This is a genomic window from Parasphingorhabdus sp. (genome assembly GCF_039939955.1).
Classification (GTDB): domain Bacteria; phylum Pseudomonadota; class Alphaproteobacteria; order Sphingomonadales; family Sphingomonadaceae; genus Parasphingorhabdus.
Genome location: NZ_JBDVHS010000005.1, coordinates 833214 through 856771, shown reverse-complemented (window position 1 = coordinate 856771; position 23558 = coordinate 833214). Strand labels below are relative to the sequence as shown.

Below are 23558 nucleotides of genomic sequence, written 5' to 3'. Positions count from 1 at the left end.
ATCGGGATTCGAGGGTTTTTGATGCAGAATAAGGTCGAGTTGACACCAGAAGCCGCAGTGCGAGCCGTGATGCAGGATATTTTGGGCCTGAGCGAAGAATTGGTCGCGGAATTCACAGAGGAAACCGAGCTTTTCGGCGCACTTCCGGAGTTGGACAGTATGGCTGTTGCCGGGCTGCTTACCGAATTGGAAGACCGCCTCGACATCATGATTGATGATGATGAAGTTGACGGTGAGCTTTTCGAAACTTTTGGCAATCTGGTTGCCTTTGCCGAGATGAAAGTCACGGAGTGACCCTGACCCCCGCATTCGTCTCTTACGAATTTGCGGATCGCAAAGAGCTTTGCTTATGCATGGCGCCCAAATCCTCTCACCGTGTCCTGCTTATCCCGCCTTTATTTGACGAAATGAATCGCATGCGCAAGATGCTGATCGACGTCATGCGGGCGCTTGCTAGCGTTGAAATCGCTAGTTTCCTGCCAGATCTACCGGGCGCCAACGAAAGCTTGGTTGCCCCGAATGATGCCACGCTGGTCAGCTGGCAAAAAGCCCTAGAATCTTGCGCACAACAACATGAGATTTCTCATATTGCTTCCTTTCGCGGGGGCGTTTTGGCGGTTGCAGGAATGCAGTCGACCCATCATTGGATATTCACTCCTGTTAAAGGTGCGACGTTGTTGCGGACCATGATGCGGACCAAGGTTGCCGCAGAGCGCGAAGCCGGATCGAATACAAGCCTAGCTGATCTGACGACGCAAGCCGAAACCGGATCGCTTGAACTGGCCGGCAATATCATCGGTTCCAAACTATTTGCCGAAATGAACGGCGCAGCGATACCGGAATTTCAAAATCAGCGGATCGTCCGCCTCGAAACTGATAATAAGCCCAGTGACGCCCAAATCCCTGGATCTGCTCTATGGCTACGCGCCGAACCGGACGATGATCTGGCGATGTCCTCCGCTATCGCACAGGATATTGCCGAATGGATGATCCAATGACGCGGCGCTTTCACCAGATAGCCTGTGAAGGCGACATGCTAGCGGCAACCCTAGATTCCGGAACAAGCTCTACCGCCCTGCTGATCGTTAGTGGCGGCAATGAAATTCGTTCAGGGGCTCATAGCGGTATGGCCCAATTGGCCACACGAATTTCGGAACAGGGTTTTCCAGTGCTTCGCTATGACCGGCGCGGGATCGGCGAATCCACGGGAAAAAACTGCGAGTTTCTCAGCAGTTCCGCAGACATTTCCGCTGCCGCCACATTTCTCCGACAACATCAGTCCCAGGTAAAAACGGTCATTGCCTTTGGCAATTGCGATGCCGCAACGGCCCTCGCGCTATTCGGAACGAATGCCGGAATTGATGGACATATATTGGCCAATCCCTGGGTGATCGAAACCAGCAACGAGACAGATATAAAAGAACCAACCATCTCATCCGCAGCCATCCGAGCGCGCTACTGGGACCGCATCAGAAACCCGCGAACCATTGTTGATCTGCTGTCTGGCAAAATTGATTTCAAAAAACTGCTAAAAGGCCTCAAACAGGCCTCTCAATCAGAAGACAATAGCGCCTTGTCGCTGCGATTGCGCGATAGCCTGTCCGGGTTGGACGGGAAAGCCCATATTCTACTTGCCAAACGCGACACGACGGCGCGCGCTTTTCTAGCAGCTTGGAACAGTTCTGATTTTGGCACGTTGCGCCAGAAACCCGATATCACCGTCGAATCTCTTGATAGTGCATCCCATAGCTTTGCTGATGTATCAGCCAAAGACTGGCTCACCGAAAGATTATTGGACGCGTTACAGTCAGCCTGACTATTCCGCCGCGCCCGATTCGAATTCCTGTTCGGCCAGAAAGCGCTCTGCATCGAGCGCCGCCATACAACCTGTACCTGCAGCGGTCACGGCCTGACGATAGATATGATCCATGACATCGCCGCAAGCAAACAGGCCTGGAATTGCGGTTTTTGGCGTGCCTGGTTCTACCTGTATATAACCGCCGTCGATTAGATCGAGATGGCCTTTGAAAATCTCAGTTGCAGGAGCATGTCCAATGGCAACAAAGGCACCATCAACCGCCAGATGACTCTTTTCACCGGTCTGCGTATCGACAAGATCCAATCCAACCAAACCTTCCGGGTCACCGCCGCCAACAAAGGTTTCAACATTGTTGTTCCACAGCACAGAAATTTTCGGATTGGCAAAAAGGCGATCCTGCAGAATTTTCTCGGCACGGAGGCTGTCACGACGATGGATCAGCGTCACATCATCGCTATGGTTGGTCATATAGAGTGCTTCTTCAACCGCAGTATTGCCGCCACCGATTACCGCGACTTTCTTCCCACGATAGAAAAAACCATCGCAGGTCGCGCAAGCCGAAACGCCCTTCCCTGATAGTTCCTCTTCACCCGGAAGGCCCAGCCATTTGGCCTGCGCACCGGTTGCGATCACCAGCGTGTCGCCTTCATAGATGTCGCCGCCATCGCCTGTCATCCGAAAGGGACGTTGGGAGAAATCTACATCTACGATCGTATCGAAAATAGTCCGCGTGCCTACTTTCTCGGCCTGTGCCTGCATTTCTTCCATGAGCCATGGCCCCTGGATGACGTCACGGAATCCCGGATAGTTTTCCACGTCGGTGGTAATGGTCAACTGACCACCTGGTTGCAGTCCCTGAACGACAATCGGCTCCAGTCCCGCACGGGCGCCGTAGATAGCAGCTGACAAACCAGCCGGTCCCGAACCCAAGATGAGCATTTTTGTGCGATGCGTTTCAGCCATATTTCATTCCCGATGACGATGATTCTGTTGAATGCAAATAGGGATGCTCAACGCCGCTAGGCAAGAGCTATCACATCCAAAACACGCGAAGAATATTTTTGGGCGGTGATAGCCCCTTTTGAGAGCCCTCAATTTCAGGTCAATTTGTAAGAAATATTATCGCGCGCAATTCTACGAATTGCTCGCTTGCCAGCGGGTGGTTCCCCACAAGCGAACCAGAATATCCAATTCTCGCTTCATTGATCCCTCGGCGTCCGGATACTGTACACATTGCCGCTGGTCTAAACCGCTACAGGCTATGCCTGTATCCAGACGCAACGTCAGAAGCTGGTCCTTGCCATAGGCCATCCCGATCTGTGTCGGGCTATCCAGACCTCCAACCAGCATCAACACCGGTTCGGATTTTTCTTTTGGAATCTGACCGTTCAACATTGAAAGAATGATGCCGCGATAGTCACTCAGGCCGATTGGGGATTCAAGCGTTATACCCGGCTGGTTGGTGACAAAGAACGTACCATATTGCCGTCGATTAATCTTATGCCCATGGCCAAGAAACCCATCTTCAAACAGATCTTCACCATGGTCACCGGTAATGACGACAATGCTGTCCTTCCAAACATCTCGCTCTTTCAGGTCATCGGCCAATTCCCCGAGCCGCTTGTCGGCATAGGCAATGGCATTCCAATATGTCTTCTGGACCGCCGCCGCATTGGATTCATTAATTTCCGACCGGTTCAAGGGCTTTTCTACAAGCGCCGCCGGCATACCATCATGATGATATGGAAAATGCGGGGACTGAAAATTGAAATATAGCATCTGCGGATTTTGCCAGGTCTTCACTCCGACATTGGCCTCAGCATAGGCATCCAACAGATACTTCTCATCGACCAAGATCGAACCTTGCGCGGCACTATTGAACGCACGCAATTCCTTCAGGCTGGTGCCATCAACAAAGACATCTGCATTTGCCCGCATACCAACGGTTTCGGAAATACCTCCAAAATCTTCGGGCTGACCAGAGAATATACCGATTTCATAACCGCTTTGCTTCAGTTCCCGGAAGAGAGAGGGCGTATCTTTGGGCGGCGCTATGGAACCCGTAAATAACGCCTTTAAAGAAGCCGTCGTAAATCCCGTATGGCTATAAGTTGGAGCAATCACACTCCCTTCGCGCGCAATCGCCGCAAGGTTAGGTGCGACCTCTTTGCCGTCCACGCGAGCATCCAAAAGGTCGAAACGGGCACTTTCCAATATGATGACTATCAGATGTTTCTTCGGTCCTTCGATGGGCATATTCGGTTTCTGTGAAGCAACCGGCAAGATGACCAAATCTCCGCCGAAGCCATCTTCATCAATACCATTTCCGGGTACATCCAAAGCCAGTGGATGTAGTCGAGAATCGAAAGGATGACGGTCTCGCAGTCGCGAAACCAAACCATATCCGTCGCGATCAAAATCAGTACTCAGGTTGGCGGCAGAGACGATAGTGCGCCAAGAAAGACTCCGCTCCAGACCATTGCTCACATTGACCGAAAACAATGGCACAACCCAAACCAGCAAGATTGTGGTCAGAAATATGGGAATGATATATCTTTTCTGAACTGCGGCGTGATCATCGCGAACCACCGGAGGAAAAAACCGCTGCAACAGTCTATAGACAATCCATATCCCGGTTACAGCGATCAACAAGAACCCGAAGGCCAATGCAATCTCGTTCGTTGCGAACAATAGCGCATCGGAAAAGCTGCCGCCGCCCAAGTTTTTGAGCAGGCTAAAGCTCAATGCGTCGCTAAAATAGCTATGCAGTTGATATTGCAGAAAGAGCAGAAGACAAAATGCTCCACCGCCCAAGGTCGCGAAGAGAAACACCGGTGGCCACGATCCATGATAGCGGGTTAATTTGTACACAAACCACCATAAGATCGCAGAAATCAGCAGCATTGCGGATAGGTAACCTGCTGCAAACAGCAACCGTTCCCAAATCCAGACTAGAGCCTGAGATTGGCCAAAACCGCCCGTAAAAATACCATATTTCCGGTCAATGAGAAGCAGTTCAACTAAGCATAGGGCAAGAACCACAACGGCTGCGGTCAGCAGGCTGATTTTGCTAGAAAGCCACTTTTGATTGGCATTTTTACGCACAATTTGCGCTCCCAACACATAAAAACCAAGCAGCCTGAGCCACGAAACTGCGAACGGAAATTGGTAGCAATTTGCAGTTAAATACCGGTTAAAGCGGGTTTAACCGCGAAGTGCAAATTTCGGGAGAAATGAAGCAGAACTCTTGTAGCCAAAGGCCAATCGAATATGCACTGCGCTTCATCATCGATTGATGCTGTTATTTGGTAGCGGAGGAAGGACTCGCCCCAGCTCCACGCCATTTTTGCGGGTTCTTTGTGCGAAACATAGGTGTCCGCGACTTGTATGATACGCTCAAAAAGGTCATTGCGCAGCATCCTGCCTGCTATGTGTGTCCATATACGTGAGTATTTCCCGCTCATCATATTTTGCAAGAATGATCGCACCGATGATTGATACAACCCCGCCAAAGGCCGCCGCCACACGGATCCCCATATCATCTCCAATATCCTTGCCGAACAGCAAGAAAGAGGTCAGGAATATCGCTCCGATGCTGCGGCCGACTTTTGCAAAAAAGCCGTTGGCTGCCATATACATGCCGGCATGATCCTCGTCCGATTTGCTGGTGTCATAGGCGGCACAATCCGATGTCATCACCTGAGGCAATATGCCGAATGATGCCTGCGCAAAGGGTGAAATGATCACCAATATGCCGACCAGGATCAGGAAACTGCCTTCAAAAATTCCGAACAGGCTGGTCACGGCAAAGGCACCAGCGAACAAAAATAGGCTGATCTGTAACAGTCGTTTTTTCCCCTGCCTCTTGGCAGCGATATTCACCAGCGGATAGCTCGCCAGCGTCAACATCCCTATAACAAGCGCAAGATATCCCTGTACCTGAGCTTCCTGCCGGGCAAGAACGGTTATATAATAAATCAGTCCGGCCTCATAGATGCTGGTCGCTATGGTGTAGAGGGTGTTAGCGCCGAGATAATAGCGGAAGTTATGGTTTTTAAGGACATGTTTTAAAGACGCGATCAGCGGTGCTTTGGTGCTCTTTGTCGCTGCTGATTCAATCTGATCTTCGCGGATCAGGAAAGCAGGGAGCGCAAGACACAGCGTACCGAGCAAAGCAATGCCGGCAAAGATAATCTGTATGCTGAGCGCGGTGGATATACTCAGCGCTTCGGCAAGTATGATCCAGCCCCACGGGGCGAAATGGACGGACAGAAAACCTACAAACCAGAATGCGCTGCTGATCGTTCCCAGATCCACCTTGTCGTCGCTCGATTTGGCGAGGTCGACCATCAGCGAGTAGAAGGGGATGGCATAAGCGGTGAAAAACAGCGCGCTAGCCGACAGCAATGCCAAAAGCCACGCAATGTTGATCATGCTGATGTCGTCATTTACCGGCAATATGAAAACCAGCACGTGGCAAACCGCGAAGGGTATGATCGCCCAGCGCATCAACGGAATTCGCCGCCCGAGCCGGTGATTTAGACGGTCGCTATAATTGGCAACAACGGGGTCCAACACCGCGTCGAGCATTCTGGTGGTCGCAATGACGAGACCCAATGCCGTAAGTCCCAAAAAGAGGCTGCTTTGCGGAATCAGGTAAGGCAGCCCAGCATCTTTTGGCGGCAGAAAAAAATAAACCAGATGCAGCATATGCAGTCCGGTAATCAGCGCAATGCCGAGATTTCCGGTTGCATAAATTAGCTTTTGCTTGAGCGGCAATTCGCCCATCTAAGAGCCTTTTTGCACCGCTGCGATGAAATCGCGATACCAGTATCCGCTGGCCTTTATCATACGGGTCAAGTCGTCATAATTGGTATGGATCAGGCCAAAACGTTTCTCACAACCTGCCGCCCATTCAAAATTGTCCATCAATGTCCAGACGAAATAGCCGCGAATATCGCTGCCGCTTGCCTGAGCTGATTGAATTTGCGCAATATGGTCTTCCAGATATTGGGCTCGTAGCGGGTCTTCCACCCTGCCGTCCACGACATGATCATCAAGCGCGATGCCGTTTTCAGTCATGTAGACGGTAGGATTACCATAGTCATTGCGTATCCAACCCAGCACCTCGCCAAGCGAGTCCGGATATACTTCCCAGCCCATCGTACTATGCAGCGTGCCGTCTTTATAAAATTCGGTCTGCCGTGGCTCTTCACCTCGCGCTTCGCTTGCCTGCAATAGCGGCGTCGCGTCATCGTGTTTTGCAAAGGCGCGCTGATAGGTGTTGATGCCGACAAAATCGACCTTTGCCGAAATAATGTCCATATCGCCATCGCGTATATCTGCTGGGAAGGGCGCGAAGCGTTCGGTCAGCTCCCCCGGATATTGGCTCTTAAACAGCGGATCGAGCGTGACGAAGTTCAAAAATTCATTCAGCCGCCGGGCCGCCGCACGGTCTTTATCGCTATCCGTATCCGGATGCATTGGTGTCAGGCTAAGCGTAACACCCGCTTCGGCATCTGGCGTCGCAGCGCGGATGCGTTCCAATGCCAAACCATGCCCCAAAAGCTGATGATGCATGAGCGGCATATACATGTCGAACCGGGTGACCCCGGGTGCATGTACGCCCTCCAAATGCCCCATGAACGTATGTTCCCATGGCTCATTCAGAGTAATCCAGCTTTTTACCCGGTCGCCTAGAGCGCGCACAACGGTTTCGGCATAATCGGCGAAATAATAGGCGGTATCGCGCGCCATAAAGCCGCCATTTTCATCATAAAGAGCCTGCGGCATGTCCCAGTGGAATAGAGTAGGAAAAGGCCGCACACCGCGCGCCAGCAACCCGTCGATCAGCCGGCCGTAAAAATCCAAGCCGGCCTGATTTACCGCGCCTTTACCGTCCGGAAAGATGCGTGACCACGCAATAGAGAATCTATAAGCAGTGAGCCCGAGCTCCGCAATCAGATCAAGATCCTGCTCCAGTCGATCATAATGACCACATGCGATAATCCCATCTGTGCCATCCGCGATGTTATCCGGATTAGTTGTGAAGCTGTCCCATATCGACGGCCCTTTGCCGTCTTTATCTACCGCGCCTTCAATCTGATAAGCTGCAGTTGCCGCACCCCAGACAAAGTCTTTTGTAAATCTAGATGGATCAACTTTATTGGACACAAAAATGGCCTCCTTCTCAGAAGATAGATAGTAATAGCTATTATTTTTACGTCAAGCAGAAGCCTGCCAAATGAGAACGGAAAATGTGTGTCTAAAAAGCTGTGAACATAATGGCAGCATCGGCAAAAACCTCATCTGCATCATCATGGTCACCATCGAGCAACATTTCGATCAACGCGTAGCCCGCTTCATTGGTTACCCGTACTCGGCGTTCGATGATTTTCGGATCGATATCGGGCAATTTCTCAGAGTACCAGCGTGTGAACTCACCATTCATCAGCGCATGCGAATCAAATCGAACCTGGGCTAGCTTGGGTACCGAACGCAATGACCGCATGATCCATTTGGCTCCGTGAAACTCTTTTGTGATGACATATTGTTCACGCAACAATTGAGCCAAGTCTTCATCCTCTAACGGTTGGTTCCGATATTCTTCCATCCACCGGAAAGAGGACTGGTTTTGCACATCCATCAAGGTGCGACCAAGCTCTTCCAATATCGAATATTTGTTCGAAAAATATCGGTAAAGTGCGGGTGGCGTAATATTCGCATGCTTGCATATCAAATTGGTGTTGAGCTTATCGAAGCCAACTTCTTCAAGCAACAAAGCGGCAGTATGCAAAATAAGATCGAAAGTTTCCTGCGCTCTTTTTTGCGTAGGCCGGTTTCTCACCTGAAATTTTTGTTCATTGCCCATTATTACTTTTATTCCCCGCGAGAGTAGACACAGAAATGATATTGTATTTGACGCTTTTTAACGGAAAGAGACAGCAACTAGGTGACAGTTTGTTTCAGCTTGTTTCAGCGCTTCAATATCATATACCCATGTCGCACAAATATGGCTGGGGCGCTAGGCGACAAAACTTGAAGGTTGCTCAGGCACTTCGAATATCTTTTACCACCTCATCGGCAGTTTCAACCGCAAGAGCGATATCTTTCTCTGTCATTGCTGCATTGATGAACATATTGTGGAATGGATGAAAATAGACACCGCGCTTGATCATGCCATCCGCAAAAGCGCCACCGATCGTCATGTCCCGATTGCCTTCGTCGTCGTTAAACATGATCAACGGCATTTGTGATGGCCCGGTTTGACTGATATTCAACTCGTAATTTGCGGCGACCTTGGACAGCCCGGAACGAAGCTGATCGCCGAGCATTATCGTATGTTCCAGGTAATCTGTGCTATCGATCAGTTCGAGAGTTTTGAGCGATGCCGCCATGACCGCGCCAGAAAACCAGAACGAGCCAGTCACATAGAGTTTCTTGAAAGCTTCCCTAGCCCGTTCGGACCCCAACAAGCATGATAGCGGATGACCGTTGGCGATTGCTTTGCCCCAGCTTGAAAGATCGGGCTCAATGCCCATAGCATGCCAACTACAATCGCGTTCGATACGAAATCCGCCGCGAATATCATCGACAATCAAAAGCGCATTTTTTTCGTTGCATATTTCACGGGCTGCCTTGGCATATTCCAAATCCGGTAGCTCTTGGTCGACAAGAACATCATGTTTGAAAGGAGAGGCAAATATGCCGGCAAGATCGTCGCCGGCTTCGGCTGCCGCCGCGTGCAAGCTTTCCGCATCATTATATTGATAATAGATGAAATGCGCCCGCTCTTCCGGAAGCGTACCAGAAGGAAAAGGTGTACACCAGTTGGCTGCGCCATGATAGGCACCGCTAGCAATCAGGACTTTACGTTTGTCGGCGTGCGCACGCGCGGTCATCAAAGCCATTGAGGTTGCATCCGTGCCATTTTTGCAAAAGGCTGCCCAGTCGGCATGGGTCACACGATTGCAAAATGCCTCGGCCAGCTCGACCATCAAACCGGTTGGCCCAGTGGCAACGTCAATACGGTCCATCTGTTCCTTGTAGGCCGTATCTACTTCATCGTTACAATAGCCAAACAGATTGGGGCCATAGCCTGACATGAAATCAAGATACTTTTTGTCGTCATAATCCCAAAGGTAGGAGCCTTTGGCTTTTGCAAAAAATTGCGGCGCATTGGGCGGAAGGAAATTTGTAGACTGATGACCATACATGCCAGCCGGGATGACGCGTTCTGCACGTGCTCTCAAAGCCTGGTCATTTGCACCACTCATTTTTCTCTTCCTTCCAAATATTATAGCATTTACTATAATTTATGTGTAGGGCATTACAAGTGTCTTGATATAGTTATTTGACCAAGGGAGCTTTCGGTCGTGGATTTAGCATGTATTGGACTGACAACATTAGATATTTTGGTCCGCCCGGTAGATGCTTTGCCATTACTCGAGCAGGCCGAAATGGTTGAAGATATCTCGCTGGCTCCTGCTGGTACAGCAGGCGGCACGGCGGCTATTGCAGCAAAGCTCGGGCTGGATACCGCGCTAATCTCTGCCATTGGAGAAGATGTAAATGGCCGCATTGTAAGTTTGTTGTTGTCAGATGCCGGCGTGGATATCGAACATCTGGCCAAAAATCCAACGATGCGGACCTCAACAACGGTGCTGCCGATCAGATCCGACGGTGAGCGCCCTAATTTCCATATGTTGGGTGCCAGCGTAATGACAACCTTGACGCCGGAGGCGTTGGCTGCAGCGCGTTCGGCTAAGGTTTTTCATTTTGCCGGGGTCAGCTTCCCGATGCTGTCAAGCGATGATACAGTGCAGGCACTCGCCTCTTTGCAACAAGCCGGGGTCACCGTGACGTGTGATCTGATTGCGCCACAGCCAAATACGCTGGATGTGCTGAAGCAGTTTTTGCCGTATATCGACGTCTTCATGCCCAGCCGCGCCGAGGTTGCGGTCTTATTGGGCGATATCGCCATGCAAGATGCGTTGCGGCAATTTGTAACCATGGGTGCAAAGCATGTGTTTATTAAATTGGGTGCTGAAGGGGTGATTGGATTAATCGACGGTGAAATCACTCGATTCCCAGCCTATAAGATTACGCCGGTTGATACGACCAGCTGCGGAGACTCCTTTTGTGCGGGACTGATTTGCGGACTTGTTCGAGATATGAACATGAAGAAAGCTGCAGAATGCGGCATAGCGACAGCCTCGTTTGTGGCGCAGGGTGCAGGAACATTGGGTGCGCTAAAAGGAATTGACCAGGTACTTGAGACAATGGAATCCATATAATGGATGATGCAGAGTTAAAATTACGCACTGAACTTGTTGACGTCATGCAGGAAATGGATCGTCAGGGCCTTAATCATGGCACGGCGGGTAATGCTTCTGTACGATGCGGTGACGGCTTGTTGATCACACCGTCGGGCATTCCTCCGCAAAAATTATCGCCCGAAACAATCGTGCTGATATCGCTGGATGGCCATTATGAAGGCAAGATTAAACCTTCGAGTGAATGGCAGATGCATACGGGCCTCATGAAGCGCCCCGATGTTAATGCTATTGTGCATTGCCATTCCCGCTTTGCTACAACGCTTGCCTGTGCCCAAAAGAGTATTCCGCCCTTGCATTATATGACGGCGGTTAGCGGCGATGGCGAAATCCGGCTGGCACCCTATGCATCTTTTGGTTCTGCTGAACTTGCCAGCCATATTATTGAAACGCTGGACGGGCGTTTTGCTTGCTTGATGGCCAATCACGGACAGATCGCGGTCGCTTCTAACTTGTCAATGGCATTGATGATTGCCAACGAAATCGAAGTGCAGGCCTCCTATTATTATGGCACGCTTGCAATAGGTGGTCCGCAACTGCTTTCCGATACAGAGATCAGCGAAGTGCTTCAGCGTTTCATGTCCTATGGACAACAAAAGAGTTAGACCAACTCCGACCATTTCACGCCCAGCTGGCTTTCTTCGGAGCCGAAGCTCACAATATCGCTTTTCATGGACTCGCCGACACTGGTCCGCAAGACATTCCCTCTTGCAGGGAAAGAGCTCGCATAAAAGAGCCATAATATGGGGCATTCGGTGCGATTATGATAATCGCACCGGCACATTTTTTCCGTTAAAAAACTTCGATCTCGCATCATGGGCCCATTTGCGCATGCGTGTCCGTCGTCAGATGATTTGAAGCAGATGTGTTATTCACTTTGTGGAGTGCTTGGCATCATCTGGTTGATATTATGCAGCTTGTTTTTGATGAAGCCGAGAATATTAAACCGCGCGGCGAATTGACATTGCCATATTCAAAACGGGCTGCATCCGTTGATGCGCGATTTTGGACAAAATTAACGCCGCCAACTCGCGCGCCTTGACCAAATAACGTCGCCTGTGGGCCTTTCACAACTGATACATCCTTGTCACTCAAGATTTACACATAAAAACCCCCGCAAAATTGGTATAGATAGTTAAAACTAGCTTTTTTGACAAGATAAGATAGTGATGCGTACGAGTCTTCGGTTTTATCTGTTGGAGAGTTATGTCGTGAAGCGCTTTTTCAAAATTTTTGGCCTATTACTTGTTTTGTTGCTTGGCAGTCTTGCTTTCTGGCTGTGGACTCCGGGTCCACAGAATTTTGATGAAGAGGCAGCAATTGAGGCAGCCAAGGCTTATGATGCTCGCATCATCCGCGACAAATATGGTGTGCCGCATATATATGGCAAGCGCGATGCAGATGTCGCCTTTGGGCTTGCCTATGCACAGGCTGAAGATGATATCACGAACTTACAAGAAGGTCGTAGTTTCACGCGCGGTGAAATGGGTCTGGCAACCGGTGAAGAAGGAGCCATTACAGACTATTTAGTTGCTGCGATTCAGGCCCGCAAAGTGGCGAACGAGAAATATAAAACCGACCTTTCTTCCGATACGCGTGCGATATTGGAGGCCTATTCCGCTGGAATCAATCTTTATTGCGCAGAAATGGAAGGGCGCTGCGAACCCGGGTTTGCTCCCCTAACACCGCAAGATATTATTGCCGGTTTTGTAGCCCGTACGCCGTTCTACTATGGCCTTGATCAACAGCTAACGAAACTGTTTGACGGCGATATAGAACTAACTGAGACTGCCTTTAGAGCGCGCGAGAATTACATGAAGCTTGATCGCCGTATCGTTCCCGGATCCAATGGCATCGCCGTTGCGCCGTCGCGCTCCACCGATGGACATACCCGTTTGATGGTAAATTCACATCAACCCTTTTTGGGACCAGCCGCTTGGTATGAAGCACGGCTCAAATCGGAAGAAGGTTGGGATATGATTGGCGGCATGTTCCCCGGAACACCCTTTATATCGCACGGAACCAGTCCTGATCTTGGCTGGGCGATTACCGTCAACAAACCCGACCTGGTCGATTTCTTCAAGCTGAAGGTAAACGATGAAAAAGGTCCGACGCAATATATGATGGACGGAAAATGGCTTGATTTCGAAATGGAAGAAATCACCATCCGTGTAAAGCTATGGGGTCCATTCAGTTTTCCTTCCAAACAGATCATCCGCCGCTCTGTCCACGGACCTGTTTTCGATACGCCGAAAGGTTTTTTTGCGGCTTCCTTCGCCGGAGACCGGAATATCAAAGCGATTGAACAATGGTACAAGATGAACAAGGCGACCAACAAGCAGGAGTGGTTAGCGGCAATGCAGATACAAGGCATTCCAAGCTTCAATTTCGTCTATGCCGACAAGGAAGGCAACATCGGCTATTATTACAATGCCCAGGTGCCTGATAGGGCTGCCGGTTGGGATTGGAGTATAGCCGTGCCGGGTGACCGGAGTGATTTGGTCTGGAAAGGCATACGTCCTTTTGGTTCGGCTGCACCGATCGTAAGCAACCCGTCAACCGGCTATGTTGTCAATGCCAATCACACGCCGTTTGAATCGACGGGTGATCCCGACAAACCCAAACGTGCGGATTTTCCGCCCCATTACGGGATATCTGACGTGACCACCAATCGCGGTCTGCGCGCACAAGCGCTTTATGGCGGGGACACACCGATCAGCGGTGAGGAATTTTTGCGCTACAAGATGGATAACCGCTATGCGGAAGATTCAAGACTACGCATATTTCTCCGTAAACTTGCGGAAAACCCAAACATAAAGGACAAGATCGAATTTGAAAAAGCGCTCGCATTGTTCGCGAGTTGGGATGGCAGCACAAATATCGATCAACGCGCAGCTGGGTTGGCCATTCGCACTGGCCAAATTGCCAAAGGCATACAGATTAACGACGAAGGACCGGAGGAAACCGACCCCGTTAAGGCGCTGCGTCAGGCGATCGCTGAGTATGAGCAGGGCTTTGACAGAATCGATCCGACGTGGGGTGAAGTAAACCGGCTAAAACGTGGCAAAGTTGACTTGCCGCTAACCGGCGGACCTGATGTCCTCCGCGCGATTTATTCGATTGAGAACCCCAAAGACGGTTCACTCGCCGCAATTGCGGGAGACAGCTATATTCTCTATGTCGATTGGGATACAAATGGGGTAGCGAATATTCAGACCATCCACCAATTTGGCTCAGCCACACAAGACGAAAACTCCCCCCACTACGCCGACCAATCCATGTTGTTCTCGCAAGAGAAGTTCAAAACGCCAGCGATGACCTTGGAAGATTTGCTCGCGCAAGCTTCAGCCGACTATCGACCGGGAAAACTTAACCAAAAAGAGTAAGCGTGAAAACTTACGACGCTATTAGGCTAATATCCGCTTCTGCGCCCAGAGCAAACGCTAGCCTTTCAGACTAAATTCGGAGGAATTCGCGGAATCGTTTGATCACTATTGACGGAGCGACAGTGGCGGTGAACTTAGATCATATTGATGCGTACCATTCCTGGTGGAGCAATGTGACTTTACCTTTGTGTATTTGATAAACTGTCACTCAGATTCCGGAGAAAGGCCACGGGCTGATGCACCCGTCATCCCAACTCACCATCATCTATTCACTATTTCCATTCTCAACAATTACATTATCTGTAATTACGTTCTAACGCCCGCATCCCTCATCTTGAAATATATAATACCCCAGAAGGTTCAACCGTATTCCAAGTACCACCGTGCCAGCCAATTGCCGTGCAAGTGTGAACATAGGCTTTCAACTTCAGCTGCCCCGCAACGGCGGTTATTGCCGTCGATAATAGCCCTTCATATTGTGGATGACTTATAGGAACCCAGATTGCATTATCTGTAGTGCATGGCGTCGCCGCAGGATTACCGAATTCGCCAAAAACCATAAAACCATCATTGCGAACAATCTCAACTGATGTAGGAACAACGTCACTCGTCGTGCCACCAGCCGCATGGGCCGCACTCGTGAATAGTAATGATGCTAAGGCTATCGAAGTAATTTTCGAGATATTTTTCTTCATAAGAACTTCCTTTCGGTGCATAATTCCATGATTTCTGATGATCAATATTGGTTCAACCTTAGATATCCCGGGCCGGGCGCAGAAGTGTTTAGGTCCATCGTTGCACAATCGGCCTGCTCTATTGCTGGATAATAAGCCACGGCTGTTTTGTTTTCTACAATGGACGTGTTGGCGATCGAAAACCAAGTGAAACAAACTTCTGAAGGAACATCCTTCCATTCCGTTTTAACATTGCAAATAACCGTCCACGCAGAGCGCCATGTCGAATAGATATTTACTGCTCCATTATTGTGGACTACAATATTCGTAATATTGCCCTGGCACCATGCTGCTGCGTTAACTCCGGAAGAAGCTAACAATGTCGCTATAACCAATAATGATGTAATATATTTTTGCATTCCACCCTCCCCTATTTATTTAAATATGGCCGGTAGGTCGTCCCTTGCTTGGCCGGGATTACAAAAAGTCCGTTGCCACCGTTCGCGTCCGATTGCTCGCCGCATCATATTCGCAAGCGATCTCAAGGCCATCATCTTGGTTTGAGATACAACAAAGACTCTTTATGATTGTGCCACACATTGTCATATATCATTTAAACCCTATCGAATTTATGATGCTGTCACCAATGATATAGGATGTCAATAACTGTAAAATAGGTAGGACCTTAAAGGCCATCATACTCTAATAGCGCAAGCACGGCTTAACTCAGATTTACGATCTGTATACGATGATGGAACTACAAGAATACGCAATTCTCCACAAAAAAAGTCAAAGCGGCGGAAGCCATAAATGATAAAATTATGAAACTTATTGTTACAGAAACTTTGGAATATTTTGTGTCTTCCCACAAATCACTTGTTTTAGAGGGGAATTCTGTCGAATCTGATCAATATTACAGTGAAATGTTTGATTTATACGATAAGTTTCTTAGCAAATATCCAACCGATATTGTGAGAACGGTAATCGCGCATACATTCCTATATCTATCCGACACAGGTTTTCTTGACTCTAGCGTATCTCAGATTGTTTCAGATAGATCGCAGTTAATAGAAACGACATTTGAAAAAGTGAGGGCTATGTACAAACCGGATCCTGATGACGATCCAGACTTAGATTGGAACGCCCAAGACTTTGAAGAATTGAAGAACTTCAAATTACGGTGACAGTTTACCAAATGCGTAAAATTACAACTACACTTCTCTACCCATTACCAGATCACCCAAGCTGAATGATCGGAAGCTTCGCCTCGCTGCTCACTTGATCGCCAATCCCAGCGAACCTCTGCCCCGCAACCGCATTGCGGACAAAAAACTTCACCTGCATCGAGGCGCTAGCACCTGCAAATCTTGGTAGATTTAACGCGACCGGCACCATTTATCTCGATCGATTCCGATCTCACCCCCAAGTGTCATTGCAAAAGGCTGAATTGCAATATTTGTTGTATCATGCTCGCGGATTCTTAGTTTGTTGGGATCAGGTCGAGTACGTTAACGCCCTCGATCGTTGAATAGGCGTCGCAAATATTGTTTCCGATTAGGCGGACCGGATTTTTGGATAGCTTGGCGGATATCGCCATAGATAACAGCGCTTGTCCGGTTGCCGTTTTGGCGTCGAAGGCGACATGCCAATATCCATTGGTTGAGCAGGCCGGGGGCGTGGAAGTGGCCGTTGATGTGCTAGTGTCTACTGTGATAAAGGCGGTACCATGCTGATTGAGGCCGACCCGCTCAACAACCACCGGGTTCCAATGGCCCGCTGCATTTGCTACGCTCGGCCAGCTGGTAAGCATCAAAACTCCAGCTAAGAACTTGAGAACATTTTGCATATTGAGACTCCCAATTATACTAACATAATCAACGACTAACCGGTTACTGTCAAATCTTAAGTCAATCTGGCCCGTAACCAATCAATCACGTGGAAAGGTGGGATTATTGCGCCTTTTTGAATACTGGTATTCGAGTTCGTGACCCCATGAGTTTCAAGACCCCAAACAATCTGTCCCACCCCCCTCCCTGTCAGCGATCGATAGACAGACAGTGATTTGTAGGACGTGAGTGCAATATCGGCGCGCCCTCATGTCCTAACCCATAGAAACATATGAGTTATTCGTTCAAATGTTGATCACATAGGATAACATTGAGAAAGCCCAACCAAACCCTCGTATGTCCTCGTTAGTTTGGTAGCGGAGGAGGGACTCGAACCCCCGACACATGGATTATGATTCCACTGCTCTAACCACCTGAGCTACTCCGCCAACCGGTCCCGGCGATTATCATAATCGTCACGAAACTCTCTCTGGACGGCGGCGCTATAATCACAGCTTCCGGTCTGGTCAACAAGCTCTAGCAAGAAATACACTAAAACTTGCGCGGCCGATGCTATCCGCGCTAACAGCGCTTTTCAGGCCGATACGTGGCATCAAGGGAAATTATGAACGCATTTTATGACATATTGATTGTTGGGGCTGGTCATGCTGGCGCTCAAGCAGCCATCGCTTTACGCCAAAAGAAGTTTGAAGGCTCGATAGGCCTGATCGGAAACGAAAAATATCCGCCCTATGAACGCCCGCCCCTATCCAAGGAATATCTAGCGGGCGAGAAACCTTTCGAACGCATTTTATTGCGCCCCGAAAGCTTCTGGGCAGAGCGCGATATTGACTTACTTACCGGCCACAGAGTCTCAAGAATCGATCATCTAGGCAAAACAGTCGCCCTGACATCCGACGATGAAATCAGCTTTGATAAGCTGATTTGGGCAACAGGCGGCTCTCCCCGGATGCTCGATTGCCCCGGAAGCCAGGCGCGCAACATTCACGCTGTCCGGTCCCGTGCCGACGTCGACAAAATCATGGCTGCTTTGCCAAAAGTCGAAAATGTCGTTGTAGTCGGCGGCGGTTATATCGGGTTGGAGGCTGCCGCTGTGCTGACCAAATTGGACAAGAAGGTGACGGTGGTCGAATCGCTGGACCGGGTCCTTTCCCGTGTCGCTGGTGAGGCTCTTTCCCGCTTTTATGAAGCCGAGCACCGCAATCATGGTGTCACGCTAGAGCTGGAAGCGACCGTGGCGGGTTTTGAAACCGGTGACGATGGCATTGCAACCGCCGTCACACTCACCGATGGACGAATGCTGAAGGCGGACATGTTCATAGTCGGCATCGGTATTATCCCGGAGACCGGCCCTCTTGTTGCCGCTGGCGCAGCGACTGGCAATGGCGTCGATGTAGACCAACATTGCCGCACCAGCTTGTCAGACATTTATGCCATTGGCGATTGCGCTGCCCACAGCAATCCCTTTGCCGATGGTGCGATGATCCGGCTCGAATCGGTCCAGAACGCCAACGATCAGGCTAAAGTGGCTGCGCTTGATATCCTTGGTGAAGAAACCGAATATAATACAGTGCCTTGGTTCTGGTCGAACCAATATGATCTGAAACTGCAAACCGTTGGACTTTCAACCGGGCATGACAGCTATGTTGTGCGCGGCGATCCAGATTCCCGCAGTTTTTCGGTGATCTACTATCGCGACGGTAAGGTCGTGGCGCTCGACTGTGTAAACGCCACGAAAGACTATGTTCAAGGCCGCAAAGCCGTGGTGGAGGGATTGAACCTCGATAAAGACGAACTCGTCAATACCGAGATTCCAATCAAGGAAGTCGGCGTTCGCTAACGGCCTCGAAAGGGCCAAGCGCCAATATCTTGCCAGAGGCCTTCAACATAATAGTGCAGCCCGATCCCGTGAATTGCGAAAGGTCGTGGTTCAAAGTCGGCTGACAGTTCTTCAAGAAGACTCTGTGCCTCTTTGGGAGCGACCTTATTCTGCACCGTTATGTGCAACCGCGGTGTTTGCTGATCCTGCGCGACCAGAAGGCCAGCAAAGCGGTCCGCCAGTTCCATCCGCAGGGACAACAATTCTGGCGAATGCAATTGGTAAGCGACACCTTTGCCGAGATGAATCAAGCCGGATAGTTTTGCATCTGGCTTGGGCAAGCTGCCGGTCAAGGCAATGACAGCAGATTTGATCTCATCCAATGCCTGCGGCGGCAGATGATGGAACAGTGTGATATGGGCTGCAATCAAGTTCCGTTCAGGTGGAAAATGACGTTTGCGCAACCTATCCGCCCAAGCGAACTCCGCCTTGCCCATTTGCGCCGTCATGATGATAGGTTTGTTCAGGCGCTCCATGATGCCATTCTATCACACAAACAAAAACCGCGAGCAATTTCTCGCTCGCGGTTTCATAATCTTATACTGAACGTGCTTAAGCCGCTTTGTTGTCATCCAACCAGTTCAGGAGCTTTTCCGGAGTCGATTCGACATATGGATCACTATCGACACCATCATCGTTGATACCGGGCTCTTCGAACCAAGCGCTGACCACACCATCATCAGCGATCATCGAATAGCGCCAGCTACGATCACCAAAGCCAAGATGGTTTTTCTTGATCAACATGCCCATCCGACGGGTGAAGTCACCAGATCCGTCTGGAAGCAATTTTACCTTTTCCAGACCCAGGGACTCGCCCCACTGATACATTACGAACGCATCATTGACGGAGATACAATAGACCTCGTCAACGCCGCGCGCCTTAAATTCGTCATAGAGACGTTCGTAAGCCGGGCACTGTTCATTCGAACATGTGGGGGTAAAAGCACCGGGCAAAGAAAATACGGCAATGCGCTTGCCGGCGAAAAGGTCTTTAGTATCGACATCTTGCCAGCGGAAAGGATTTTCACCATCAACCGATTCGTCACGAACGCGGGTTTTCAGGGTAACTTGGGGGATATTTCTACCGATCATTATTGACTCCATTTGTTTTAACAACCGCCGGTTAGCATCGCATTTTACATCGGTTAAATTGATTTATTTTGCCTTGGTTATTCACATAATCACTCAATAGCCGGTTTCACTTGAAACTTATCAAGCAGCGTTTCAAACTGTCTGGCAGCTAAAGAAAAAAAGGGGGATGTTATGACGGATAAGACAAAAGCACCAATCTGGTTTTGGGTCGTTGGCGTGGTCGCGCTTCTCTGGAATGCGTTGGGCGTATCGGCTTATTTTCAACAAATATTGATGAGCGCGGAGCAATTCGCCGCCCTGCCGCAAGTGCAGCAGGAACTGCTATCCACACAACCGACCTGGGTGACTGCGGCATTTGCTATTGCCGTTTTCGCTGGCTTGGCCGCCTCCATTGCCTTGCTGATCCGCAAACGCTTGGCCGTTCGCTTGTTCCTTGTTTCGTTGCTGGCGGTAATTGTCCAATTCAGCAGCTATTTCATCATCGATGGCTATAAGGAATTTGTTGCCGAACAAGGTTGGGCAATGCCAATCCTGATCGTTATTTTTGGTGTAGCGTTCTTTCTATTCGCGCGACATGCCGAACAGAAAGGTCTTCTGAACTAATCAGGCCGACGTGCTAAACGGCGTGAAATTTGTGTCTTCATCATAGATGTCGACACCTTCACGCCGTTTGAGCCATCCGACGACCAGATAAGTCACAGGTGTCAGCACTGCCTCCCACAATACTTTCAATAGCCAATTGGTAACCATCACGGTGAGTACCGCTGATGTCTCCCACACGCCTAGGAAGGCTAGCGGATAGAAAATCAGGCTGTCGACCCCCTGCCCGACGACGGTGGACCCAATGGTCCGGCTCCACAAGGCCTTGCCCTGCGTCCAGACCTTCATCCGGGCCATCACATAGCTGTTCACAAATTCCCCAGCCCAGAAGGCCACAATCGAGGCTCCTACTATGCGTGGTACTTGGCCGAACACGCTTTCATATGCGGCCTGCCCTTCCCAGCCTTCTGCAGGCGGCAAAGACACTACCACCCAGCTCATAAAGGCCATGAATAGCAATGCGGCAAAGCCTGCCCAAATGACTCGCCGGGCCCGCGCATAACCATAAACTTCAGTCAGCACGTCGCCGATTACATAGCCAAGCGGGAAAAATAATATGCCCGCACCATAGACCCATTGCTCGCCGCTAATTGTGATAAACGTCGGTTTCGCAGCACCGATAACGTTGGAGAGCAGCAATATCGTAACAAAGGCTGCCATCACGAAATCATAATATCGGAACCGATGGCCGGTCTGGCTGGAAGCGGATGTCCGCTGGATAGGGTTATTGTTCATAGACTGTTCTTAACCCAGCATTGCGACAATTCAACATTTATGGCCGACCCACGCAGATCAAAGTTTGCAGCCCGTTAAAAGACCGCTAAAGCGCTTTCAGAGTGCGCCCGTAGCTCATCTGGATAGAGCGCGAGACTTCTAATCTTGAGGCAGCAGGTTCGAGTCCTGCCGGGCGCACCACTCTTCCATAAAATATTGGCTCTTTGGAACCTATCCAAGAACCGCAGATAGCAATTTAGTCCGGCATATATCCGACTGACGATCCAAATGTTTCTGCCTGCGCAAATTTTGCTTGCAAACTTATGCGGACTGCAATTAATTTTACGTTCAGGTCGCAAACGCAAAACCAAGATTAAACTGAACACTATTTCAGAGGGATTTTATGGAACGTTTCGACGTCATTGTGCTCGCTGCGCAAAGAACTGGTGTCATCAATGAGCTAGCTGAAAAACATTCAGAGAGCCACAAATGCTTGGTACCAATAGTAGGCATCCCATTGATAGAACGGGTTCTGACTACTCTTACCAGTCACCCCAATTTCAATAAGATTGTCATTGTAATTGAAGAGGATGGACAAGCTGCTTTGCAGCCATTGGTCGAGAAATACAGCACAGCTGCACTCCCCATTGAATTCGTCACCTCGAACGAGAATATCGCAGGCAGTGTGTTGGCGGCTTCGAAAGCTGTTCAAGCGCCGTTTCTCATTACCACGGCAGACAATGTGCTATTGACGCACGAGTCTCTCGACAAAATGATGATGGGTTTGGAAGATGGCGCAGACGCGCTTCTCGCTTTGGCCGCGAGACCGGATGTTCTAGCCGTTCATCCCGAGGCCCAGAAAAATTTCTATGAAATGCGCTGCGGTGCCTATGCCAATTGCAACCTTTACGCCATTCGTGGTGAAAAAGCGCTTGCTGCGGTTGAGGTTTTCCGAAGCGGCGGACAGTTTATGAAAAACCCTACACGGCTTATCAGGGTATTCGGGATTTGGAATATCATACAGATATGGCGCCGACGGTTGACGCTGCAACAAGCAGGCAAGCGCCTGTCGAAACGCTTTGGGGTCGATATTCGTGCCGTCACGCTCAGCGACGGCAGTCAGGCGGTAGATGTGGACAACGAGCGCACATATAAAATTGTCGAGATAATATTATCGAATAAAAAATGACCCCCAACACCTCCCCCACTCCCCAAAATATTCCTGAACAAGCAAAAGAACAGTTGAAGTTCCTTTTCCTAGCGAAACACGCGCTATGGAAAGGTGGTCTGCATCCTGAAGATGGCAACCATGCCATCTATCATCATGAAGTTCGCAAAAGTCTTGAGAATCTTGGCCTCAACCTGTCGATCGCAGACAATTTGGAAAGTCTGTTTGAGCACCCGAAAGTTGATTTGGTGTTCCCGATTCTCAATCGCTGCGGATTTGTGAATAGCGAAATGATGGTCCCGCTTTTGAGCAATATGCACGGAATTCCCTATGTAGGCGCGGGCCCCATCATGCGTGGCATCGGGGATGACAAGGCGATGTCGAAGATGCTCGCAAGCCACGTCGGTGTCCCAACCGCGCCTTGGTTTTGTTATCGACGCGGCGCACCTATCAACGAAAGTGACTGTCCAAAAGCAGATCGCTGGGTAATCAAGCCGAACGCATCATCGGCAAGCTGGGCCATTTCAGACGCATATAGTTGGTCGGACGTGTCCCGCCGTATCACTGAACTGCATGAAGAGGGCCATGATGTCATTGTGGAACCCTATCTTGATGGCTTGGATGTGCAGGCAGCATTTCTAAGCGTCGATGGCCCGAAGGCGCTGCCCATGCTGATATATGAGCGTGAAGACACCCAGACCCTTTGGACCTATGATCAGAAAAGAGACTTGATAGCGAGCAACGAGAAAGCCTCTTTACAGCTTCTAGAACAATCCGATTTGGCCACAAAAATTGGTGTAATGGCATCTAAAATTGCGCGTGAATTTGATCCATTCGACTACGGCCGCATCGAGTTTCGGTTGAATAGAGACACCGGAGAAGTGAATTTTATCGAGATCAACCTGAACTGTAATCTATGGTCTGAAAAAGTCGTCGCAAAATCTGCGCACATGGCAGGTTTCAGCCACGAGCAGTTGCTGGAAACGATATTGCACGAGGCATTGCGTCGCAATCATCTCATTCCGGGCAATATATGACTGACCG

At 49.8% G+C, this 23558-nt stretch carries 23 protein-coding genes and 2 tRNA genes; 12 read left to right on the top strand and 13 right to left on the bottom strand.

The features are described 5' to 3' along the window. Window positions 1-21: 21 nt before the first annotated feature. The 3 genes from ABJG22_RS09325 to ABJG22_RS09315 are packed head-to-tail and all read left to right on the top strand — an operon-like array spanning window position 22 to window position 1816. Window positions 22-294 carry a phosphopantetheine-binding protein gene (locus tag ABJG22_RS09325; protein WP_348019957.1) on the top strand — a complete coding sequence of 91 codons (273 nt, stop codon included), beginning with the start codon at window positions 22-24 and terminating at the stop codon, window positions 292-294. A gap of 59 nt (window positions 295-353) precedes the next feature. Continuing rightward, complete coding sequence (locus tag ABJG22_RS09320; RefSeq protein ID WP_348019956.1) at window positions 354-998, top strand: hypothetical protein; 645 nt, start codon at window positions 354-356, stop codon at window positions 996-998. Beyond that, window positions 983-1816 (top strand): hydrolase 1, exosortase A system-associated, encoded by an 834-nt coding sequence (locus tag ABJG22_RS09315; protein ID WP_348019955.1) that lies wholly within the window; start codon window positions 983-985, stop codon window positions 1814-1816. Before ABJG22_RS09320 ends, ABJG22_RS09315 begins: the two co-directional genes overlap by 16 nt. Here ABJG22_RS09315 and trxB read toward each other — a convergent pair whose 3' ends face one another. From trxB to ABJG22_RS09285, 6 genes are all read right to left on the bottom strand, one after another. Continuing rightward, window positions 1817-2782: a thioredoxin-disulfide reductase gene (gene trxB / locus ABJG22_RS09310; RefSeq protein WP_348019954.1), complete on the bottom strand. Its 966-nt coding sequence runs from the start codon at window positions 2780-2782 to the stop codon at window positions 1817-1819. It lies immediately after the preceding gene. A 171-nt stretch (window positions 2783-2953) separates the two neighbouring features. Then, window positions 2954-4924 carry a sulfatase-like hydrolase/transferase gene (locus ABJG22_RS09305; RefSeq protein ID WP_348019953.1) on the bottom strand — a complete coding sequence of 657 codons (1971 nt, stop codon included), beginning with the start codon at window positions 4922-4924 and terminating at the stop codon, window positions 2954-2956. A 300-nt stretch (window positions 4925-5224) separates the two neighbouring features. After that, window positions 5225-6607: an MFS transporter gene (locus ABJG22_RS09300; RefSeq protein WP_348019952.1), complete on the bottom strand. Its 1383-nt coding sequence runs from the start codon at window positions 6605-6607 to the stop codon at window positions 5225-5227. Next, window positions 6608-7993, bottom strand: a complete 1386-nt coding sequence (locus ABJG22_RS09295) for a GH1 family beta-glucosidase (RefSeq protein WP_348019951.1) — start codon at window positions 7991-7993, stop codon at window positions 6608-6610. It lies immediately after the preceding gene. Window positions 7994-8084: 91 nt separating this feature from the next. Next, entirely contained in the window at window positions 8085-8690 is a 606-nt protein-coding gene (locus tag ABJG22_RS09290) for a TetR/AcrR family transcriptional regulator (protein WP_348019950.1), read from the bottom strand. 178 nt (window positions 8691-8868) lie between these two features. After that, window positions 8869-10095, bottom strand: a complete 1227-nt coding sequence (locus tag ABJG22_RS09285) for an aminotransferase class III-fold pyridoxal phosphate-dependent enzyme (protein ID WP_348019949.1) — start codon at window positions 10093-10095, stop codon at window positions 8869-8871. Between the two features lie 99 nt (window positions 10096-10194). Between ABJG22_RS09285 and ABJG22_RS09280 the strand changes: the two genes are divergently transcribed. From ABJG22_RS09280 to ABJG22_RS09270, 3 genes are all read left to right on the top strand, one after another. Further along, window positions 10195-11115, top strand: coding sequence for a sugar kinase (locus tag ABJG22_RS09280; protein WP_348019948.1), 921 nt, complete (start codon window positions 10195-10197; stop codon window positions 11113-11115). Beyond that, window positions 11115-11759 carry a class II aldolase/adducin family protein gene (locus ABJG22_RS09275; protein ID WP_348019947.1) on the top strand — a complete coding sequence of 215 codons (645 nt, stop codon included), beginning with the start codon at window positions 11115-11117 and terminating at the stop codon, window positions 11757-11759. The genes ABJG22_RS09280 and ABJG22_RS09275 overlap by 1 nt, the downstream gene beginning before the upstream one ends. A 606-nt stretch (window positions 11760-12365) precedes the next feature. After that, window positions 12366-14540 (top strand): penicillin acylase family protein, encoded by a 2175-nt coding sequence (locus ABJG22_RS09270; RefSeq protein ID WP_348019946.1) that lies wholly within the window; start codon window positions 12366-12368, stop codon window positions 14538-14540. Between the two features lie 329 nt (window positions 14541-14869). On the opposite strand, the gene ABJG22_RS09265 is transcribed toward ABJG22_RS09270, so the two are convergent. Together ABJG22_RS09265 and ABJG22_RS09260 are read right to left on the bottom strand one after the other, a co-directional pair. Next, window positions 14870-15235, bottom strand: coding sequence for a hypothetical protein (locus tag ABJG22_RS09265; RefSeq protein ID WP_348019945.1), 366 nt, complete (start codon window positions 15233-15235; stop codon window positions 14870-14872). Between the two features lie 41 nt (window positions 15236-15276). Further along, window positions 15277-15633 (bottom strand): hypothetical protein, encoded by a 357-nt coding sequence (locus tag ABJG22_RS09260; protein WP_348019944.1) that lies wholly within the window; start codon window positions 15631-15633, stop codon window positions 15277-15279. Window positions 15634-16035: 402 nt separating this feature from the next. Between ABJG22_RS09260 and ABJG22_RS09255 the strand changes: the two genes are divergently transcribed. Next, a complete protein-coding gene (locus ABJG22_RS09255) occupies window positions 16036-16398 on the top strand; it encodes a hypothetical protein (protein ID WP_348019943.1) in 363 nt (120 codons plus the stop codon). 296 nt (window positions 16399-16694) lie between these two features. Here ABJG22_RS09255 and ABJG22_RS09250 read toward each other — a convergent pair whose 3' ends face one another. Then, a complete protein-coding gene (locus ABJG22_RS09250) occupies window positions 16695-17060 on the bottom strand; it encodes a hypothetical protein (RefSeq protein WP_348019942.1) in 366 nt (121 codons plus the stop codon). Window positions 17061-17412: 352 nt separating this feature from the next. Beyond that, a tRNA-Met gene (locus tag ABJG22_RS09245) sits at window positions 17413-17489 on the bottom strand. A 176-nt stretch (window positions 17490-17665) separates the two neighbouring features. Here ABJG22_RS09245 and ABJG22_RS09240 point away from each other — a divergent pair. Further along, window positions 17666-18901 carry an FAD-dependent oxidoreductase gene (locus ABJG22_RS09240; protein WP_348019941.1) on the top strand — a complete coding sequence of 412 codons (1236 nt, stop codon included), beginning with the start codon at window positions 17666-17668 and terminating at the stop codon, window positions 18899-18901. On the opposite strand, the gene ABJG22_RS09235 is transcribed toward ABJG22_RS09240, so the two are convergent. Together ABJG22_RS09235 and ABJG22_RS09230 are read right to left on the bottom strand one after the other, a co-directional pair. Then, complete coding sequence (locus tag ABJG22_RS09235; RefSeq protein WP_348019940.1) at window positions 18898-19416, bottom strand: 2'-5' RNA ligase family protein; 519 nt, start codon at window positions 19414-19416, stop codon at window positions 18898-18900. The two genes, ABJG22_RS09240 and ABJG22_RS09235, sit on opposite strands and share 4 nt — an antisense overlap. Before the next feature lie 76 nt (window positions 19417-19492). Then, a complete protein-coding gene (locus ABJG22_RS09230; RefSeq protein WP_348019939.1) occupies window positions 19493-20032 on the bottom strand; it encodes a peroxiredoxin in 540 nt (179 codons plus the stop codon). Window positions 20033-20203: 171 nt separating this feature from the next. Here ABJG22_RS09230 and ABJG22_RS09225 point away from each other — a divergent pair, with 171 nt between their 5' ends. After that, on the top strand, window positions 20204-20635 hold the full coding sequence (locus tag ABJG22_RS09225) for a hypothetical protein (protein WP_348019938.1): 432 nt from the start codon (window positions 20204-20206) through the stop codon (window positions 20633-20635). Here ABJG22_RS09225 and ABJG22_RS09220 read toward each other — a convergent pair whose 3' ends face one another. Continuing rightward, window positions 20636-21367 carry a queuosine precursor transporter gene (locus tag ABJG22_RS09220; RefSeq protein ID WP_348019937.1) on the bottom strand — a complete coding sequence of 244 codons (732 nt, stop codon included), beginning with the start codon at window positions 21365-21367 and terminating at the stop codon, window positions 20636-20638. 103 nt (window positions 21368-21470) lie between these two features. On the opposite strand from ABJG22_RS09220, the gene ABJG22_RS09215 reads away from it, so the two are divergent. The 3 genes from ABJG22_RS09215 to ABJG22_RS09205 all read left to right on the top strand — a co-directional run bounded on the left by ABJG22_RS09215 (window position 21471) and on the right by ABJG22_RS09205 (window position 23551). Next, window positions 21471-21547 (top strand) — tRNA-Arg (locus ABJG22_RS09215). 202 nt (window positions 21548-21749) lie between these two features. Beyond that, window positions 21750-22535 (top strand): NTP transferase domain-containing protein, encoded by a 786-nt coding sequence (locus ABJG22_RS09210; protein WP_348019936.1) that lies wholly within the window; start codon window positions 21750-21752, stop codon window positions 22533-22535. Next, entirely contained in the window at window positions 22532-23551 is a 1020-nt protein-coding gene (locus tag ABJG22_RS09205; protein WP_348019935.1) for a phosphoribosylglycinamide synthetase, read from the top strand. Before ABJG22_RS09210 ends, ABJG22_RS09205 begins: the two co-directional genes overlap by 4 nt. The last annotated feature ends 7 nt before the right edge of the window (window positions 23552-23558 follow it).

What these genes read in the sequence shown, in the direction of transcription:
- ABJG22_RS09290 (WP_348019950.1), bottom strand. Translation starts at nt 8,690, where the DNA reads ATGGGCAATGAACAAAAATTTCAGGTGAGAAACCGGCCTACGCAAAAA.
- ABJG22_RS09260 (WP_348019944.1), bottom strand. Translation starts at nt 15,633, where the DNA reads ATGCAAAAATATATTACATCATTATTGGTTATAGCGACATTGTTAGCT.
- ABJG22_RS09205 (WP_348019935.1), top strand. Translation starts at nt 22,532, where the DNA reads ATGACCCCCAACACCTCCCCCACTCCCCAAAATATTCCTGAACAAGCA.
- ABJG22_RS09325 (WP_348019957.1), top strand. Translation starts at nt 22, where the DNA reads ATGCAGAATAAGGTCGAGTTGACACCAGAAGCCGCAGTGCGAGCCGTG.
- ABJG22_RS09230 (WP_348019939.1), bottom strand. Translation starts at nt 20,032, where the DNA reads ATGATCGGTAGAAATATCCCCCAAGTTACCCTGAAAACCCGCGTTCGT.
- ABJG22_RS09320 (WP_348019956.1), top strand. Translation starts at nt 354, where the DNA reads ATGGCGCCCAAATCCTCTCACCGTGTCCTGCTTATCCCGCCTTTATTT.
- ABJG22_RS09315 (WP_348019955.1), top strand. Translation starts at nt 983, where the DNA reads ATGGATGATCCAATGACGCGGCGCTTTCACCAGATAGCCTGTGAAGGC.
- ABJG22_RS09250 (WP_348019942.1), bottom strand. Translation starts at nt 17,060, where the DNA reads ATGCAAAATGTTCTCAAGTTCTTAGCTGGAGTTTTGATGCTTACCAGC.
- ABJG22_RS09220 (WP_348019937.1), bottom strand. Translation starts at nt 21,367, where the DNA reads ATGAACAATAACCCTATCCAGCGGACATCCGCTTCCAGCCAGACCGGC.
- ABJG22_RS09265 (WP_348019945.1), bottom strand. Translation starts at nt 15,235, where the DNA reads ATGAAGAAAAATATCTCGAAAATTACTTCGATAGCCTTAGCATCATTA.
- ABJG22_RS09275 (WP_348019947.1), top strand. Translation starts at nt 11,115, where the DNA reads ATGGATGATGCAGAGTTAAAATTACGCACTGAACTTGTTGACGTCATG.
- ABJG22_RS09285 (WP_348019949.1), bottom strand. Translation starts at nt 10,095, where the DNA reads ATGAGTGGTGCAAATGACCAGGCTTTGAGAGCACGTGCAGAACGCGTC.
- ABJG22_RS09235 (WP_348019940.1), bottom strand. Translation starts at nt 19,416, where the DNA reads ATGGAGCGCCTGAACAAACCTATCATCATGACGGCGCAAATGGGCAAG.
- ABJG22_RS09225 (WP_348019938.1), top strand. Translation starts at nt 20,204, where the DNA reads ATGACGGATAAGACAAAAGCACCAATCTGGTTTTGGGTCGTTGGCGTG.
- ABJG22_RS09300 (WP_348019952.1), bottom strand. Translation starts at nt 6,607, where the DNA reads ATGGGCGAATTGCCGCTCAAGCAAAAGCTAATTTATGCAACCGGAAAT.
- trxB (WP_348019954.1), bottom strand. Translation starts at nt 2,782, where the DNA reads ATGGCTGAAACGCATCGCACAAAAATGCTCATCTTGGGTTCGGGACCG.
- ABJG22_RS09240 (WP_348019941.1), top strand. Translation starts at nt 17,666, where the DNA reads ATGAACGCATTTTATGACATATTGATTGTTGGGGCTGGTCATGCTGGC.
- ABJG22_RS09255 (WP_348019943.1), top strand. Translation starts at nt 16,036, where the DNA reads ATGAAACTTATTGTTACAGAAACTTTGGAATATTTTGTGTCTTCCCAC.
- ABJG22_RS09210 (WP_348019936.1), top strand. Translation starts at nt 21,750, where the DNA reads ATGGAACGTTTCGACGTCATTGTGCTCGCTGCGCAAAGAACTGGTGTC.